This window comes from Pseudoneobacillus rhizolycopersici (genome assembly GCF_054786815.1).
The window spans coordinates 63167-80377 of record NZ_JBTOOE010000008.1; the positions used below are offsets into that span (position 1 = coordinate 63167).

The window sequence follows — 17211 nt, forward strand, 5'->3', positions numbered from 1 at the left end:
ATAAAACTCGATTAGGGGGATTTACCATGTCTTTTAAACGTAGAAAAGTGTCAGTTATTGGTGGCGGTTTTACAGGTGCAACAACAGCACTTATGATTGCACAAAAAGAGCTTGCTGATGTGGTTTTAGTTGATATTCCGCAATTGGAAAACCCAACTAAAGGGAAAGCGCTAGACATGTTAGAAGCAAGTCCTGTACAAGGTTTTGATGCAAACATCATCGGTACATCTAACTATGAGGATACAAAGGATTCAGACATTGTTGTTGTGACAGCGGGTATTGCCCGTAAGCCGGGGATGAGCCGTGACGATTTAGTGCAAACAAACCAAAAAATCATGAAGAGTGTTGCCGCTGAAATCGTTAAACATTCGCCAAACGCTTATGTGGTTGTTTTAACTAACCCAGTAGATGCAATGACTTACACATTGTTTAAAGAGACAGGTTTCCCTAAAAATCGTGTAATTGGTCAATCAGGAGTTCTAGACACTGCCCGTTTCCGTACATTTATTGCTCAAGAACTAAACCTATCTGTGAAAGATATTACTGGTTTTGTTCTTGGTGGTCATGGCGACGAAATGGTTCCACTTGTTCGTTACTCCTACGCGGGAGGAATTCCGTTAGAAACATTAATTCCGAAAGACCGTTTAGATGCAATCGTGGAACGTACTCGTAAGGGTGGTGGGGAAATCGTTAACCTTCTAGGTAACGGAAGTGCTTATTATGCACCTGCTGCTTCTCTTGTACAAATGTGTGAAGCTATTCTTAAAGACCAGCGTCGCGTCATTCCTTCCATTGCGTATCTAGAGGGTGAGTATGGCTATGAAGGAATTTATCTTGGAGTGCCGACCATTCTAGGCGCTAACGGAATTGAAAAAGTGATCGAGCTTGAATTAACGCAAGAGGAAAAGAAAGCTCTTGATAAATCAGCGGAAGCTGTCCGTAATGTTATGAGTGTTTTAGTATAAAAAAGCCAGAAGGGGTCTGATCGATGAACAAATATTGGTCAGTCCCTTTTCTATCATTTTTTTAGAAATCGCTTTCACTATTTGGAGGTGTGTCCTGTTGTTGTTAGGTAAAAAAAGAAAGCTTGGACGCAAGATTGAAGAGATTTCTGTAGGCGAAAAATTGTCCCTAACAGAAAAAATAGAAGATAAGGATTTACTCTTATATCTTGGATTAACCAATGATGCAAATCCACTCTATATTCAGCACGATTATGCATCTCAAACTCCATTCCAAAAACCAATTGTCCCTACCATTATGCTAACAGGGATTATCACTGCTGCCGTTTCTAAATATATGCCTGGACCTGGGAGTCATATTTTAAAGCAAAGTTTAGAGTTCCCTAAACAAGTATATCATTATGGTACCGTGCAATTTTTATTTGAAGTAACAGAAGTGAATAAAAGCGCTCATACCGTAGTCATTCATGTCGTCGGCACAAATGAATCGGAAGAAACGGTAATTGTTGGAGATATTTTAGTATGTCCACCTCACAAATTAGAGAAAATGGAAGGTCGGGCTTTAGATAATTTTTAAATCCACAGGTATTTTACTGTGGTTTTTTTTATTTTTTCATTATAATAAGAGATGAATACTATGGGGTTTTCACAGGGGTTAATAATGAAAGCGGAGGCAATTATGTCAAAAAAAGTCTTAGTCGTTGATGATGAGCAGCATATCCTTACCCTACTTCAATACAATTTAGAGCAAAATGGCTTCGAGGTTATCACAGCAACTGATGGGGAAATAGGTCGCGATTTAGCTATTTCGTTGAATCCTGATTTTATTGTGTTAGATTTAATGCTTCCCAAATTAGATGGTATTGAAGTTTGTAAACAATTGAGACAACAGAAAGTGTCCACACCGATTCTCATGCTTACGGCAAAAGATGACGAATTTGATAAAATCATCGGTTTAGAATTAGGGGCAGACGATTATATGACAAAGCCGTTTAGTCCTAGGGAAGTAGTAGCTAGAGTAAAGGCGATTTTACGCAGAACCCAAGCGCCTGTCAATCAACCTGTCCAAGATGAAGATAAGGACTATATCCAAATTGCGAATTTGAAAATTTTCCCGAATAAGTACGAAGCCTTTATGGAAGATGAAGTGATTGAACTAACACCAAAGGAATTTGAATTATTAATGTACCTAGTGACCAATAAAGGACGAGTACTAACGAGAGATCAACTGCTAAGCGCCGTGTGGAACTATGATTTTGCAGGCGATACGAGAATTGTTGATGTTCATATTAGCCATTTGCGTGAAAAAATTGAAAAAAATTCAAAAAAACCACTATTTATAAAGACTATTAGAGGGATCGGCTATAAACTTGAGGAGCCAAAGACTCTGTGATGAAAAAACGTTCTAGACTATTTTTGATTCTCATCACCCTCATTATTGCTATATTGATATTCACTATCTTCTTATTGGGACGCTTATTCCTTACTTACCATGAACAAGCCCCTAGTGGATTATGGACCATTTTAGGAGTTGGCATTGTAATGGACATTATCTTAATCCTTTTCTTAGGGAATAAGATAAAAAATCGTTATACTAAGCCAATTGAAGCAGCAACAGAGGTGGCTCTAGAATTAGCTAAAGGAAATTACCGGGCGCGTACATATGTTGATCAACAAAATGAAACAAGCCTTCTCAGTCATTCTATCAATATTCTTGCCAGGAATTTTGAAGAAATTGTCAAAAATCAGGAAATGCAGCAAGATCGTTTATCGACGTTAATAGAGAATATGGGAAGTGCTCTAATATTAATTGATAACCGAGGCTATATAAGTTTAATTAATAAAACTTATAAAGAGGTATTTGACGTTAGTCCTGAATCCTATATGTCGCAGCTTTATTATAATGTTATTCAGTATAAAGAAATCACCAACTTAATAGAAGAAATCTTTATGACTGAACAAAATATTAAACGGACACTATTACTTCCTATCGGGATTGAAAGGCGATTTTTTGATGTATTTGGCTCGCCGATAATTGGGACCCAGAATGAGTGGAAGGGGGTCCTCCTTGTTTTTCATGACATCACTGAGCTTAAAAAATTAGAGCAAATGCGCAAGGATTTTGTAGCAAATGTATCTCATGAATTGAAAACACCGATTACCTCTATCAAAGGTTTCTCTGAAACGCTTTTGGACGGGGCGATGAAGGATCAAGATACATTAGAATCCTTTTTATCGATTATCTTAAAAGAAAGTGATCGCCTGCAAACGTTAATTCAAGATTTATTGGATCTTTCTAGAATAGAGCAGCATGACTTTCAACTGGAGCTTGAGGAAATCGACATACTATCTCTACTTGAAGAGGTAAAAACAATGCTGGTAGGAAGAGCTATCCAAAAAAATATCAGTTTGCAAATCATCTCTAAAACTTCTCCTCATTTTGTAAAAGGGGACTATTACCGACTTAAGCAGGTATTTATCAATCTATTAAGTAATGCAATCAATTACACTGGTTCACAAGGTAATGTTGAGATGGGGGTAAATGCTGATGGCGATAGGGTATATATTCATGTTAAGGATACGGGAATAGGAATCCAACAGGATGAAGTATCGCGAATTTTCGAACGGTTTTATCGAGTTGACCGTGCTAGAAGTCGAAATTCTGGTGGGACTGGACTAGGTTTAGCCATCGTAAAACATATTGTTGAAGCACATAAAGGTACGATTTCTGTCAAAAGTGTAGTGGGCAAGGGGTCAACATTTACTATTTCGTTAGAAAAAGTCACAGCACTAGATAATTTACAATAACTTAACCAACCATTAACAATCAATTCATATACAAATGATAAGATTCTTAATGAAAACCCCCATTAGATTGGGACCAAGCAAGAAAGAGAAAGAGCAGACCCCGCTCTTTCTCTTTTCTTTTTTAAAATTAATGCAACTTTTTTAATTTTCGTTCGTATAGACTAATGCGGATATTTTTTAAGAAGGAAGTGATGAATCAATGGTCAGTATAAAAAGAATCTATACGATTACTGGACTAGTTTTTTTAATTGGTATTTTAAGTATTGTGGCATTTACGACCTGGTATACCGTTGATGAATCGGAACAGGCGGTTATTCTAACATTTGGAAAAGTCGAACAGGGTCTCACTGAACCCGGGCTGCATTTTAAATTACCTTGGCCAATCCAAAATGTCGAAAAGCTATCGAAAGAGACATTTAGCTTACAATTTGGTTATGAGGAAAGAGAAGGCCAAATCAAGGAGTTTCCGAATGAAACAAAGATGATTACAGGGGATGAAAACATTGTCCTTGCAGATCTCGTTGTACAATGGAAAATTACCAACCCCGCGCAATTTTTATTCAATGCGGATAAGCCAGAGGAAATTCTTTATGATGCTACATCTGCGAGCTTAAGAAGCATTATTGGTAGTTCAAAAATTGACGACGCTCTTACTAGTGGAAAAGCAGAAATCGAAGCCGATGTCCGCGATCTATTATCTGATTTAATTTCTAAATATGACATTGGGATTTCAATTTTAGCGGTGAAACTTCAAGATGTCGAACTACCAAATGATGAAGTTCGTAAGGCGTTTACAAACGTTACCGACGCTAGAGAAACGATGAATACAAAAATTAACGAAGCGAAAAAATACCGAAATAAGCGGACTAATGAGGCTCAAGGGGAAAAGGATGCATTAATCTCAAATGCTCAAGGGGATAAAGCGGCCCGTATCGAAAGAGCTCGTGGGGACGTCGCGATTTTTAATAAACTATTCGCTGAATACAGTAAAAATCCTGAAATTACGAGACAGCGTCTCGTCCTTGAAACGATTGAGCAAGTCTTACCAAATACAGAAATTTATATTATGAATGACGATGGTAATACACTTAAGTATTTTCCAATCCGTCCATTAGAGAATAACCAACCGAAGACGAAAGAGGAAGGAAGTGAGACTAATGGACAATAACAATGTGATTGATATGAAAACCCGTGGCATTAATTGGCGAAACTATACCAAGGGTGGGATATTTTTAGTCGTTTTATTGGTTATCTTAATCTTTGTATTTACTAATCTATTTATTGTAAAAGAAGGGGAATACCGAGTTGTCCGCCAGTTTGGAGAAGTTGTTCGAATCGAAGGTACACCTGGACTAAGCTATAAACTTCCTTTTATTCAAAGTGTCTCATCCCTTCCTAAGTATCAGATGACATACGATGTCCAGGAAGCAGAAATCAACACGAAAGATAAAAAGAGAATGATCATAGATAACTATGCTATTTGGCGTATTGAAGACCCGAAAAAAATGATTTCAAACGCCAGAACGGTTGAAAAAGCTGAATCACGAATGGAAGAATTCATCTATTCAGTTGTTCGTGCTGAACTTGGTCAATTAAATTATGATGAGATAATAAATGATGAGAAGTCTTCACGTGGTTCCTTGAATGATCGAGTAACAAATAAGGTTAACGAGTTATTAACACAAGATAATTATGGAATTGTTCTTGTTGATGTTCGGATGAAGAGAACCGATTTACCGGCTGAAAACGAACAATCTGTATACACAAGAATGATTTCTGAACGTGAATCAAAAGCACAGGAATATTTATCAATGGGAGATGCACAGAAGAATCGGACAATTGCCGAAACCGACCGTGAAGTAAAGGAAATGCTTGCTAAAGCACAAGCTGATGCAGAAGTCATTCGTGCGGAAGGGGAAGGAGAAGCCGCAAAGATTTACAACAATTCCTTCTCTAAAGACCCTAGTTTCTATGAACTATTCCGAACACTAGAATCCTATAAGAAAACGATTAACGAGAAATCTGTCATCGTTTTACCATCAGATTCTCCATATGCAAGATTGCTAATGGGATATACGAAGTAACTTATTATTTGAACGCCGTTATTTTTCTTTCTATTTCTATCCATGATAGAATAGAGAGAGGAATGACGGTCTTTTTTTTGAAAGGAGAAACGCGATGGAGAAAAAATTAGTTTTAATCGACGGGAATAGTATTGCTTACCGTGCTTTTTTTGCTTTGCCGTTATTAAATAATGATAAAGGTGTACATACGAATGCGATTTATGGTTTTACGACGATGTTAATGAAAATTTTGGAGGAAGAGAAGCCAACTCACTTGTTAGTGGCATTTGATGCCGGAAAAACAACGTTTCGTCATAAAACCTTTACCGAATATAAAGGTGGTCGTCAAAAGACCCCACCTGAGCTTTCCGAGCAATTCCCATTTATCCGCGATTTGTTAGATGCATATGGAATCTCACGCTATGAATTGGAAAATTATGAAGCGGACGATATTATCGGTACCGTCTCAAAAGTTGCTGAAGAGGAAGGCTATCAAGTAAAAGTCATTTCAGGTGATAAAGACTTAACACAATTAGCTTCAGAACAGGTAACCGTAGGTATTACTAGAAAAGGCATTACCGATATTGAAGCCTATACACCAAAGCATATTTTAGAAAAATACGGCCTAACTCCAAAACAAATTATTGATATGAAAGGTTTAATGGGCGACCAATCAGACAATATTCCGGGAGTTCCCGGCGTTGGTGAAAAAACAGCGATAAAATTATTAAAAGAATTTGAAACACTAGAAACATTGCTTTCCTCCGTAGAACAAGTAAGTGGGGCAAAATTAAAGGACAAGCTAATTGAATTTAAAGACCAAGCACTCATGAGTAAAGAACTAGCAACCATTACTCGAGAAGCACCCGTTGAAGTTACTCTCCCTGAAATTGCTTACGTTGGCTATAATGTTGAAAAGTTAAAAGCCATCTTTAAAGAGCTTGGCTTTAATTCATTGCTGGATAAAATTGAACCTGACGGAACAGAAGCTGCCAAAGTCGAACTAGAAAGGGTACAATATGAGACTGTGCAAGAAATAACCTCAGCGATGTTAACCAATCATGTGTCTCTTTATGTGGAGCTATTAGAGGATAATTATCATCTTGCCCCGATTCTAGGAATAGCGATCGTCAATCAAAATGGCAACTTTTTTATTGAAACAGAAAAAGCATTTGCCTCTCCACTGTTTAAGCAATGGGCTGAAGATGAGTCTAAGCTGAAAATGGTTTATGATGGAAAACGTTCAGAGGTTTCTCTAAGAAAGCATGGAATTCATTTACGAGGAATCCAGTTTGATTTATTAATCGCCTCCTATTTGCTCAATCCATCTGAAACAATTGATGATATTGCCTCAGTGGCCAGACAATACAACAACCATTATGTTCAATCAGATGATGAGTTTTATGGAAAAGGGGCAAAGAGACGAATTCCTGAACTTGAATCACTCTCTGAGCACATCGTCCGAAAAGCGATAGTTTTAGAGCAACTAAGTGGTATATTAGAGGACCAATTAAAAGAGAATCACCAATCCGAGCTATTTTATGATTTAGAATTGCCGCTTTCGCTCATTTTAGCGGATATGGAATCAACCGGTGTGAAAGTCGATATCGAACGACTTAAAAATATGAATGAGGGAATTGCGGTCAAGCTGATTGGTCTCGAAAATAAAATCCATCAACTTGCAGGGGAGCATTTTAACATAAACTCACCGAAGCAGCTTGGTACGATTTTGTTTGAAAAGCTGGGTCTTTCTTCGGGAAAGAAAACGAAAACGGGCTATTCAACTTCTGCGGATGTGTTAGAAAAGTTGGCAGATGATCATGAGATTATTGCTGAGATTCTTAACTATCGTCAGCTTGGTAAGCTTCAATCTACTTATCTGGAGGGACTACTAAAGGTTGTTCATCCAAACAGCGATAAGGTGCATACTCGGTTTAACCAAGTGCTGGCACAAACGGGAAGGCTAAGCTCCCTGGATCCTAACTTACAAAATATTCCGATTCGTTTGGAGGAAGGAAGAAAAATTCGTCAGGCTTTCATCCCTTCGGAAAAGGATTGGGTCATCTTTGCAGCAGACTACTCACAAATTGAGTTAAGAGTCTTAGCGCATATTGCTAATGACGAGAAATTGATTCAGGCTTTTAAAGAAAATTTGGATATCCACACGAAGACAGCGATGGAAGTTTTCCATGTATCGGCTGAAGAGGTAACTTCTGATATGCGCCGCCATGCTAAAGCTGTTAATTTCGGAATTGTCTATGGGATTAGTGATTACGGATTATCACAAAGCTTAAGTATTACTCGAAAAGAAGCTGGCCTCTTTATCGAACGTTATTTAACAAGCTATCCAGGCGTAAAGGACTATATGGAGGATATTGTAAAAATAGCTAAACAACAAGGTTATGTTTCAACAATCCTTCATCGCAGAAGATATCTACCTGAGATAACGAGTCGTAATTTTAATATTCGCAGCTTTGCTGAGCGAACTGCGATGAATACACCAATACAAGGCAGTGCAGCCGACATTATTAAAAAAGCGATGATTGATATGGCTGAACGACTTGAACGGGAAAACTTAAAAACGCGCTTATTATTACAGGTCCATGACGAATTAATTTTTGAAGCACCAAAGGACGAGATTGAAACATTAAAACAAATTGTTCCAGAAGTGATGGAGAATGCTGTGGAATTATCGGTTCCATTAAAAGTGGATTATTCTTATGGACCTACCTGGTACGATGCCAAATAGAAAAACAAAAAGAGCCTTGATCAGGGCTTTGGGGTAAAAAATATTAATAGGAGGTGACGTGACATGCCAGAGCTTCCTGAGGTCGAAACGGTCCGAAGAACATTAGAAAAGCTCGTTCTTGATAAAACGATAGAAAGCATAACGGTTAATTGGCCGAAAATGATTAAGAATCCATCTGAGGTAGTACAGTTTTGTGATGCTCTAAAAGGAGAAACGATTCAGTCCATTTCTCGCCGTGGAAAATTCCTGATTTTTTACAGTGATAAATTTGCACTCGTCTCCCATTTACGAATGGAAGGTAGGTATGCTGTTTACCCAAAGGATGAGCCTATTGATAAGCATACCCATGTGATTTTTCATTTTACCGATGGCACAGAGCTTCGTTACCGAGACGTAAGAAAATTTGGGACGATGCATTTATTTAAAAAGGGGACAGAATTCATGAACGCACCCCTTTTACAATTAGGACCAGAGCCGTTTGCCGCCGATTTTACGGCCGATTATTTAATGGAAAAGCTGAAGAAAACGAACCGGAAAATTAAACCAGCCTTACTTGACCAAAATATTGTTGTTGGGCTTGGCAATATTTACGTTGATGAAGCCTTGTTTCGCTCACGAATCCATCCGGAAACCATTGCTAGCTCATTAAATTCGATGCAACTAGCAAGGCTCCATCAGGAAATCATCAACACACTTTCTGAAGCGGTTGAGAAGGGTGGAAGTACGATTCGCTCCTATGTAAATTCCCAAGGGGAAATTGGGATGTTCCAGTTAGAATTATTTGTTTACGGTCGTAAAGGCGAAGGATGTAAAAATTGTGGTCAACCACTAGAAAAAACAGTTGTAGGTGGACGAGGTACTCATTTTTGCCCCAATTGCCAACCGCTAAAGTAAGAAGAATAACATTTTGAAGGTTCCCTCCATATACTGTTCATAGTTTATCAGGAAGGAGCCTTCACAATATGGCGCAGACGCTTTCACTTCTAATACTTGCTTTTGCCGTAAGTCTTGATAGCTTCAGTGTTGGTTTTACCTATGGATTACGGAAAATGAAAATTCCCTTTAAGTCCATCCTTATTATTTCTTGCTGCTCTGCAATATCCCTACTGATTGCTTCGGGTGTTGGGCATGCGCTTGAAAAAGTGTTTCCACCTGGCATTACGGATAAAATTGGCGGATTCATCTTAATCCTTATTGGGGCATGGGTGTTGTTTCAGTTTTTTCGCCCTGAGAAAAACAAAGAAATCGTAACGATGGAAAAAACGATTGTTAATTTTGAAATTAAATCATTAGGCATTGTCATCAACATTTTACGCAAACCGATGTCAGCCGACTTTGACTTATCTGGAACGATAACCGGAATTGAAGCGCTGATGCTCGGCGTAGCTTTATCTTTAGATGCTTTTGGTGCTGGTGTTGGCGCTGCTATCCTAGGTTTTTCACCATTTTATTTAGCGCTTGCCGTTGCGGTGATGAGCTCGTTATTCGTAACAGCCGGTCTCAAAAGTGGTGCATTTTTTTCAAAAAGTGACTGGGTGCAAAAATTTACCTTCATCCCAGGGGTATTATTAATCATCATAGGTGTTTGGAAATTATAAATTTGTATGAGGTATTTTTATGTCACTAATAATTGGATTAACAGGTGGGATTGCCAGTGGCAAGAGTACGGTAACTCGGATGTTTCTAGACCTTGGCATTCCGGTTATTGACGCAGATGTCGAAGCACGTAGGGTAGTTGAAAAAGGCGAAAATGCCTATCAGCAGATAGTTGAGACGTTTGGCGAAGAAATCGTAGCGGTAGATGGAGAAATTGATCGTGGCAAGCTTGGCACGATCGTCTTTCATAACGAGGCGAAAAGATTACAACTAAATGCTATTGTCCACCCAGCCGTTCGTGAAAGAATGAACTCGGAAAAGGAAAGACTAATTGCTGCAGGACATCCTGTGGTAGTGTTGGACATTCCGCTTTTATTTGAAAGCAAGCTTACCCATTTAGTGGAAAAGGTGCTGTTAGTTTATGTTGGGGAGGATGTCCAGCTGCAAAGACTAATGGCTAGAAATGGGTTACCGAAAAATGATGCCTTGGCAAGGATACATTCCCAAATGCCACTTAAGGATAAAATTTCTCTTGCTGACGAGGTAATCAATAATAACGGAACAGTGGACGAAACACAGGATCAATTATTACGGATACTGGAAAATTGGAAAGTAATTGAAACGGCTTAAGTGGAACTTAAGTCGTTTTTTTATGGCCTCAAACTTATTCCCCTTTAATCATACCATTGTCAGAAAAGTCCAACTTTAACAATTGAGTAAAATTTTCATCACAACAATAGTTGAATGTGTTATACTAAAACCATATTAATAGCATATAAGTATAACATATATAGGAGAGGGGCCGCATAATGAAACCTAGAATCGCAATTAATGGCTTTGGAAGAATCGGAAGAATGGTGTTTAGAAAGGCAATTTTAGAGGATAATCTTGAAATCGTTGCAATCAACGCAAGCTATCCATCAGAAACGCTTGCTCATTTAATAAAGTATGACACAAATCATGGACCATTTAAAGGGGAAGTTGTTGCTTTAGAGAACGGACTTGAAGTAAATGGAAAATATGTTCAACTTTTAAGTAATCGTGATCCAAAACAATTACCATGGAAAGAATTAAATATTGATATTGTTATCGAAGCTACCGGGAAGTTTAACTCTAAAGACAAAGCAAGTGCACATATTGAAGCAGGTGCCAAAAAGGTTGTCATCACGGCCCCGGCTAAAGATGAGGATATCACTATTGTTATGGGCGTTAACGAAGAAAAATTCGATGTGAACGAACACCATGTTATCTCAAATGCTTCTTGTACAACGAATTGCTTAGCACCGGTTGCTAAAGTTTTAAATAAAAAGTTTGGCATTGTTAATGGGTTAATGACAACCGTTCACGCATACACGAATGATCAAAATAATATTGATAATCCGCATAAGGATTTAAGAAGAGCAAGAGGTTGCGCACAATCTATCATTCCAACTACAACTGGAGCTGCTAAAGCTTTATCACTTGTTTTACCTGAATTAAAAGGTAAGCTTCATGGAATGGCTTTACGTGTTCCAACTCCAAATGTATCTTTGGTAGATTTAGTCGTAGATTTAGAGAAAGATGTTACAGTGGACGAGATCAATGATGCATTTATTGAAGCTGCTTACGGTGAGTTAAAAGGAATCCTTGGCTTCACAACCGAACCGCTTGTGTCTGTCGATTTCAACACAAATGAAAATTCGGCCATCATCGATGGATTATCAACAATGGTCATCGGAACCAACAAGGTTAAAGTATTAGCATGGTACGACAACGAGTGGGGGTATTCTTGCCGTGTCGTCGATCTAGTAAAATTCGTTGCAAATGCCATGAAAAGTCAATCCACAACAGTAAACGTAGGATAATATAAAAGCTTGCTGGTCAGTCCGGCAAGCTATTTTTATGCAACTATTTAAGATTCTAATAAAATTAAATTTCCTTGTTGCAAAAATAATATAAACGAAGTATACTAGTCATCGTGAACTTCTTCTTAAGATAATATGGAACTACTTAAAGGGTTAGGACCTCTCTGGACTAACTTTCCCCCGTGGTAGTTGCATCTTACCAGCGTTTTAAGAAATTCATGATAATCGTGTTAAGGGGGAAATACAATGGAAACTATGGGACGTCATGTCATCTCTGAACTATGGGGATGCGATTTTGAAAAATTAAACGACATGCAATTAATTGAACAAATCTTCGTTGATGCTGCATTAAAATCAGGTGCTGAAATTCGTGAAGTAGCTTTTCACAAATTCGCGCCACAAGGTGTGAGTGGGGTTGTCATAATCTCTGAATCACACTTAACGATTCATAGCTTTCCAGAGCATGGATACGCAAGTATTGATGTCTACACTTGCGGAGATTTAGATCCAAATATTGCTGCTGATTATATTGCGCAAAGTTTGAATGCTCAAACGCGAGAGAACATCGAAATTCCTCGCGGTATGGGTCCAGTTGCTGTACAACAAGCAAAAGTAAAAGCCCAATAATAACGATGAATGTTAACAAGAGGTGTATATCAAATACACCTCTTTTTTGTACATTTTAAGCAGAGGGGTTTGAAGTTAAAAATGTCTATTTTTGCCCGTTATCAAAGAATTTGTGAAACGAAAGAAAACCATCGTGACGAAAAATTAATCACTCATTACTATAAAGGTACCTATAAACAAATATTCGATATCGTTGAAACAACTGTAAAGCAAAATGATAATTATGTAATGGGACATTTATCAAAGGAGCATGGTGAAATATCAGTCAATCTGAAAAGAGGAAGACAATCCTTTCTTATTATTACAGTGGTTGCGGTTAAACCACTTGAGATTGCTGTTGATCTACATATCTCAACGGAAAGTTATTCGCTATTTGGCTCTTACCCTTTCTTGAAAAAACAAGTGGTTGACTTTTATCAAAAACTAAACCAAGCTGCCAACTTTATTGGGAAAGGCAGGGGGTAGGGTTTACGCAGTTCCCTTGTCTAAATGGCTAGTTTTTTATAAGATATAAATAAGAAAATAAATGCTTGCGCTTACACATTGGAGTGATGGAAAAGTGAAATGTCCTTCTTGTCAACATAATGGTACTCGCGTTCTGGACTCGCGCCCTGTCGATGAAGCGAAAGCTATTCGTCGAAGAAGAGAGTGTGAGGAATGCAATTTTCGTTTCACCACTTTTGAAAAAGTAGAAGAAATTCCTCTTATTGTCGTGAAGAAGGAAGGGACTCGAGAGGAGTTTAGCCGAGAGAAGGTTTTAAGAGGATTGATAAAGGCTTGTGAAAAGCGCCCAGTTGCTCTTAAGGAATTGGAGGATATTGTTAGTGAGGTCGAAAAGGAGCTTCGCAGCACTGGAATCTCTGAAATTAAAAGTGATGCAATTGGTGAAATGGTTATGGACAGATTGGCTAAGATTGATGAGGTTGCCTATGTACGCTTTGCCTCCGTTTACCGTCAATTCAAAGATATTAATGTTTTTATAGATGAGTTAAAGGAATTAATTAAACGAGAACAATTAAAATAGAGCTAAAATTCCGTTCTATGACCGTTAATAGATTGAACGGTTTTGGCTCTTTTTTGATTTTTGGAAAAGGGGATTTTTGAAAATGGCTCAGCATTGGCAAGAGCTTCTCCCGATTGACCGTTATGAAGTTTCTTCAGATGGTTTGTTGCATTTTTTTGACCAGAAGGTTCTTACTTTATTGTATCAACCATTACTCGGTTCAACCGCCCTAAGCCTTTATTTGACCCTATGGGCAGAATTAGAAGAAAATCGGTTATGGTCGGAATCGACAACCCATCATAGTTTGATGAACTTTTTAGATACGAATTTGCGGGAAATCTATTATGCCAGAAAAAAGCTCGAAGGAATTGGGCTGTTAAAAACATATGTGAAAACGACAGACGATAATCGTTTTTTTGTTTACGAGCTTAAACCGCCGTTAAACCCGGAACGATTTTTCCTAGACGGGATGCTTAATATTTACTTATATCAAAAGATTGGCAAGAAACAGTATAGCCGGTTAAAGCGCATTTTTAGTGATCGAAGATTTTCGGAAAGTGAGGATGGCTACGATGATGTGACCACTGCCTTCGGTGAAGTTTTTTCGTCTGCCTTCCCCGAATCACCACAAGCTTATATAGAAACATCGCAAGATTTAGAACTGGAAGAAGGAAAGACTTATATCGGCAGGGCAGAGACGAAGACGATTCAAGTACCAATTGACACGTTTAATTTTGAACTGTTAACCGCTGGTTTAAGAAAATCCCTTGTACCCGACCAATATCTTACTCTAAAAGTGAAAGAGGCAATTGCGAATTTAGCTTTTCTGTATGAGATTGGTCCGATTGAAATGCAAGGAATTATTTATGATGCTGTGGACGTGGATGGAATTAACATTGATGAATTGCGTAAAGCGGCTCGGAACCATTATCAATACCAGCATAATGACCAGTTGCCATTACTGGTTGATAAGGTTCAGCCGGTCATGTTAAAAACACAACCGAAAGAACCACAAACAAAGGAAGAAAAACTAAAGCAATATTTTGAATCGGTTTCACCAAGACAGTTTTTAATCGATGTTTCTGGTGGCAGTGAGCCTAGCAAATCGGATTTGCAAATCGTTGAAGATGTGATGTTTCATCAACAACTTACTCCAGCAGTGGCAAATGTTTTACTCCATTTTGTTCTGATGAAAACGGATATGAAACTAACCAAAACCTATGTGGAAAAAATTGCGAGCCACTGGTCCAGAAAAGGGATTAAAACGGTTGACGAAGCTTTTTCCTTAGCTCTAAAAGAACATCGTCAATATCTTGAGTGGGGGAATAATAAGTCTAAGAAAAAGACAAATGATAAAAAGCCGATTCGAACGGAGTTGTTGCCGGATTGGTTTCATGATGGTGACACGAATAAGAGGAACGAACCAAGCCAAGAAGGTAATGATGTTGCTGCGAAAAAGCGGGCACTGGAAGAACGATTGAAAAAATTTAAAAAGTAAAGGAGGGAAAAATATATGGAAAAATTAAGTGAGACGTTAAAAAAGCTAGCTTTTAACGAAAGCTTTCAAAAACGCTATGAAAAGCAGAAACAAGAAGTCTATTCTGATCCTTATATTAAAGCATTTATTAACGAAAACCGCGATCAACTTACAAATGAAATGCTGGAGAAAAATTTAATTAAACTTTATGAGTATTCTTCGCAAAGTAAGGAATGTGAAAAGTGTACCGATTTATCTAACTGTCAAAACATGCTTCAGGGTTTTTCACCTAAACTGGTTATACTTCGTCAATCGATTGATCTTGAATATCATCGGTGCCCAAGAAAAATCATGTTTGATGAACGCCTAAAAAATGAAAAACTCATTCAAAGCCTTTATGTTCCGAAGGATATATTAAAAGCCTCCTTTGCTAATCTGTATATTGATGAATCAACTCCAAAACGAATTGATGCCATTGATAAGGCAACATCTTTTGTGGAAAAGTATCCTACTGGCCAAACTGTGAAAGGTTTATACTTTTATGGCAAATTTGGTGTAGGAAAATCGTATCTTTTAGGGGCCATTGCCAATCAATTGGCGGAAAAACAAATTTCCTCGATGATTGTTTATTTTCCGGAGCTTGTTAGGGAATTAAAATCTGCGATTGGTGACCAAACATTAAATTCAAAAATTGAAGCGATTAAGAAGGAACCCATTTTAATGATGGATGATATCGGTGCTGAAACGATGTCAAGCTGGATGAGGGATGAAATTCTGGGCCCGATTTTACAATATCGAATGCTTGAAAATCTGCCAACCTTTTTCACATCTAATTTTAATTATGAAGAATTAGAGCACCACCTAACCTATAGTCAACGCGGTGAAGAAGAAAAGGTAAAGGCTCGCCGTCTAATGGAACGAATTCGCTACTTAACCGAAGCCATTGAAATAGACGGTCCAAACCGCCGCATCTAAACAGATAGCTCTACCTGAGCTATCTGTTTTTATTTTTTTCAAAAACTTCTAATTTGACCAAGCCCCCCATATACATGTAAAAAGAAATTTTCATAAAAAACAGATAAACGGTGCATGGGGCTAGGGGGGATTTGGTTGGTAGAGATCATCTTCCAAAATAAAGAGGATGTGAACAGACTTTATTCAAAACTTAAAGAAAAAATATTGTTTTGTGATGAAATTCTTCTTCTGGAAGAACGCCAAACAATTAAAATAAATGTCGGTTTACTGGATGAACATTTTAAAAATGCTGTTACCGAAGTGTTTTTTGAGTTTATTTATAGAACAAAACGTGATGATTGGTTACGGCAGATCTTAACTGAGCAGTTTTTCTATAGTGACCCTGAAGAACAAGATCATATACTTTCAATTGTTTATTCCATAATGGAAGGTGAAAATGAAGAATTAGCTGATTTTATTGGTAATTCGATGGATGGAACAACGATAAGAAAAGCTGTTCGTGATCTGTTACAAGACTCGAATATCGCTTTTTCCTTCGAGGCATTTGTTCGATTTAGATTACGAGATTTTCAAGAAAAACTATTGAATTTTGTGGAAATATCACTAGATGAATATAAAATGGAACAGGAATATCAGGTTTTTATTCAAACCTTACGGGAATTTCTACGTGGGCGACCGGAAAAAATGACGCGTTTATCATTAGTATATGAGGACGAGCCAATCTTTTACAATGAGAAGTTGGAAGAAATGAAACGATCGGAAGTTGCGCGGATGATTGATCGTAAACTGCTTTCCAATCATCCGATTTATGTGGACTCGGTCACAATTGCTCCGCTTTTATCGATGGCTCCAAGGGAAATTTTCTTATATACTGCTGACGTTGAGGAACCGGTGATCCGAACGATAAAAAACATTTTTGAGGAACGCGTAATTTTACTGCCACTTGAACAGTTTAAGCATCAGCACCAGTGAATCCGATAAATTTGTAAAAATGGATCATTGCCTACTTGCATTTCCTATCATTACCTACTATAATATTGTACATATTATCATAAATGTTAAAAGTAATGATAAGGACATGAGTATTCTGTGAATCAGTTACTAGAG

Annotated in this window: 17 protein-coding genes and 1 other annotated feature (1 of these 18 running past the window's edge); all 17 genes read left to right on the forward strand. The window is 37.8% G+C overall.

The genetic code is table 11. The annotated features are described in order from the left end of the window. Positions 1-26 precede the first annotated feature (26 nt). The 17 genes from mdh (at position 27) to ACX9YW_RS10745 (ending at position 17076) form a co-directional block, all read left to right on the forward strand. Positions 27-965: a malate dehydrogenase gene (gene mdh, locus ACX9YW_RS10665; RefSeq protein WP_460346096.1), complete on the forward strand. Its 939-nt coding sequence runs from the start codon at positions 27-29 to the stop codon at positions 963-965. A 97-nt stretch (positions 966-1062) separates the two neighbouring features. Then, entirely contained in the window at positions 1063-1539 is a 477-nt protein-coding gene (locus tag ACX9YW_RS10670; RefSeq protein ID WP_460346099.1) for a MaoC/PaaZ C-terminal domain-containing protein, read from the forward strand. Between the two features lie 102 nt (positions 1540-1641). After that, a complete protein-coding gene (locus ACX9YW_RS10675; protein WP_460346102.1) occupies positions 1642-2355 on the forward strand; it encodes a winged helix-turn-helix domain-containing protein in 714 nt (237 codons plus the stop codon). After that, positions 2355-3770, forward strand: a complete 1416-nt coding sequence (gene pnpS / locus ACX9YW_RS10680) for a two-component system histidine kinase PnpS (RefSeq protein WP_460346316.1) — start codon at positions 2355-2357, stop codon at positions 3768-3770. Before ACX9YW_RS10675 ends, pnpS begins: the two co-directional genes overlap by 1 nt. 199 nt (positions 3771-3969) lie before the next feature. Beyond that, entirely contained in the window at positions 3970-4938 is a 969-nt protein-coding gene (gene hflK, locus ACX9YW_RS10685; RefSeq protein ID WP_460346105.1) for an FtsH protease activity modulator HflK, read from the forward strand. Beyond that, complete coding sequence (hflC, locus tag ACX9YW_RS10690) at positions 4928-5854, forward strand: protease modulator HflC (protein ID WP_460346107.1); 927 nt, start codon at positions 4928-4930, stop codon at positions 5852-5854. The genes hflK and hflC overlap by 11 nt, the downstream gene beginning before the upstream one ends. A 94-nt stretch (positions 5855-5948) precedes the next feature. Continuing rightward, positions 5949-8582 (forward strand): DNA polymerase I, encoded by a 2634-nt coding sequence (gene polA / locus ACX9YW_RS10695; protein WP_460346110.1) that lies wholly within the window; start codon positions 5949-5951, stop codon positions 8580-8582. 63 nt (positions 8583-8645) lie between these two features. Next, complete coding sequence (gene mutM / locus ACX9YW_RS10700) at positions 8646-9476, forward strand: DNA-formamidopyrimidine glycosylase (protein WP_460346112.1); 831 nt, start codon at positions 8646-8648, stop codon at positions 9474-9476. A gap of 68 nt (positions 9477-9544) precedes the next feature. Next, positions 9545-10180, forward strand: a complete 636-nt coding sequence (gene ytaF, locus ACX9YW_RS10705; protein ID WP_460346114.1) for a sporulation membrane protein YtaF — start codon at positions 9545-9547, stop codon at positions 10178-10180. A gap of 19 nt (positions 10181-10199) precedes the next feature. Further along, entirely contained in the window at positions 10200-10808 is a 609-nt protein-coding gene (gene coaE, locus ACX9YW_RS10710; RefSeq protein WP_460346116.1) for a dephospho-CoA kinase, read from the forward strand. A gap of 179 nt (positions 10809-10987) precedes the next feature. Further along, complete coding sequence (locus ACX9YW_RS10715; RefSeq protein ID WP_460346118.1) at positions 10988-12022, forward strand: glyceraldehyde-3-phosphate dehydrogenase; 1035 nt, start codon at positions 10988-10990, stop codon at positions 12020-12022. Positions 12023-12268: 246 nt separating this feature from the next. Further along, entirely contained in the window at positions 12269-12649 is a 381-nt protein-coding gene (gene speD, locus ACX9YW_RS10720) for an adenosylmethionine decarboxylase (protein ID WP_460346120.1), read from the forward strand. Between the two features lie 81 nt (positions 12650-12730). Further along, a complete protein-coding gene (locus ACX9YW_RS10725) occupies positions 12731-13114 on the forward strand; it encodes a hypothetical protein (RefSeq protein ID WP_460346122.1) in 384 nt (127 codons plus the stop codon). A gap of 94 nt (positions 13115-13208) precedes the next feature. After that, the gene (gene nrdR, locus ACX9YW_RS10730; protein ID WP_460346124.1) at positions 13209-13673 is read left to right on the forward strand and encodes a transcriptional regulator NrdR; all 465 of its coding nucleotides are present in this window, start codon (positions 13209-13211) and stop codon (positions 13671-13673) included. An 82-nt stretch (positions 13674-13755) separates the two neighbouring features. Next, on the forward strand, positions 13756-15150 hold the full coding sequence (locus ACX9YW_RS10735; protein ID WP_460346126.1) for a replication initiation and membrane attachment family protein: 1395 nt from the start codon (positions 13756-13758) through the stop codon (positions 15148-15150). 15 nt (positions 15151-15165) lie between these two features. Further along, entirely contained in the window at positions 15166-16104 is a 939-nt protein-coding gene (gene dnaI / locus ACX9YW_RS10740) for a primosomal protein DnaI (protein ID WP_460346128.1), read from the forward strand. A gap of 135 nt (positions 16105-16239) precedes the next feature. After that, positions 16240-17076, forward strand: coding sequence for a putative sporulation protein YtxC (locus ACX9YW_RS10745; protein WP_460346130.1), 837 nt, complete (start codon positions 16240-16242; stop codon positions 17074-17076). A gap of 86 nt (positions 17077-17162) precedes the next feature. Next, positions 17163-17211, forward strand: a binding site (T-box leader); it runs 188 nt beyond the window's last position.

Excerpts from the sequence above, each read along its gene's own strand:
- mdh (WP_460346096.1), top strand. The coding sequence starts at position 27 with ATGTCTTTTAAACGTAGAAAAGTGTCAGTTATTGGTGGCGGTTTTACA.
- ACX9YW_RS10675 (WP_460346102.1), top strand. The coding sequence starts at position 1,642 with ATGTCAAAAAAAGTCTTAGTCGTTGATGATGAGCAGCATATCCTTACC.
- pnpS (WP_460346316.1), top strand. The coding sequence starts at position 2,355 with ATGAAAAAACGTTCTAGACTATTTTTGATTCTCATCACCCTCATTATT.
- hflK (WP_460346105.1), top strand. The coding sequence starts at position 3,970 with ATGGTCAGTATAAAAAGAATCTATACGATTACTGGACTAGTTTTTTTA.
- hflC (WP_460346107.1), top strand. The coding sequence starts at position 4,928 with ATGGACAATAACAATGTGATTGATATGAAAACCCGTGGCATTAATTGG.
- polA (WP_460346110.1), top strand. The coding sequence starts at position 5,949 with ATGGAGAAAAAATTAGTTTTAATCGACGGGAATAGTATTGCTTACCGT.
- mutM (WP_460346112.1), top strand. The coding sequence starts at position 8,646 with ATGCCAGAGCTTCCTGAGGTCGAAACGGTCCGAAGAACATTAGAAAAG.
- ytaF (WP_460346114.1), top strand. The coding sequence starts at position 9,545 with ATGGCGCAGACGCTTTCACTTCTAATACTTGCTTTTGCCGTAAGTCTT.
- coaE (WP_460346116.1), top strand. The coding sequence starts at position 10,200 with ATGTCACTAATAATTGGATTAACAGGTGGGATTGCCAGTGGCAAGAGT.
- ACX9YW_RS10715 (WP_460346118.1), top strand. The coding sequence starts at position 10,988 with ATGAAACCTAGAATCGCAATTAATGGCTTTGGAAGAATCGGAAGAATG.
- speD (WP_460346120.1), top strand. The coding sequence starts at position 12,269 with ATGGAAACTATGGGACGTCATGTCATCTCTGAACTATGGGGATGCGAT.
- ACX9YW_RS10725 (WP_460346122.1), top strand. The coding sequence starts at position 12,731 with ATGTCTATTTTTGCCCGTTATCAAAGAATTTGTGAAACGAAAGAAAAC.
- ACX9YW_RS10735 (WP_460346126.1), top strand. The coding sequence starts at position 13,756 with ATGGCTCAGCATTGGCAAGAGCTTCTCCCGATTGACCGTTATGAAGTT.
- dnaI (WP_460346128.1), top strand. The coding sequence starts at position 15,166 with ATGGAAAAATTAAGTGAGACGTTAAAAAAGCTAGCTTTTAACGAAAGC.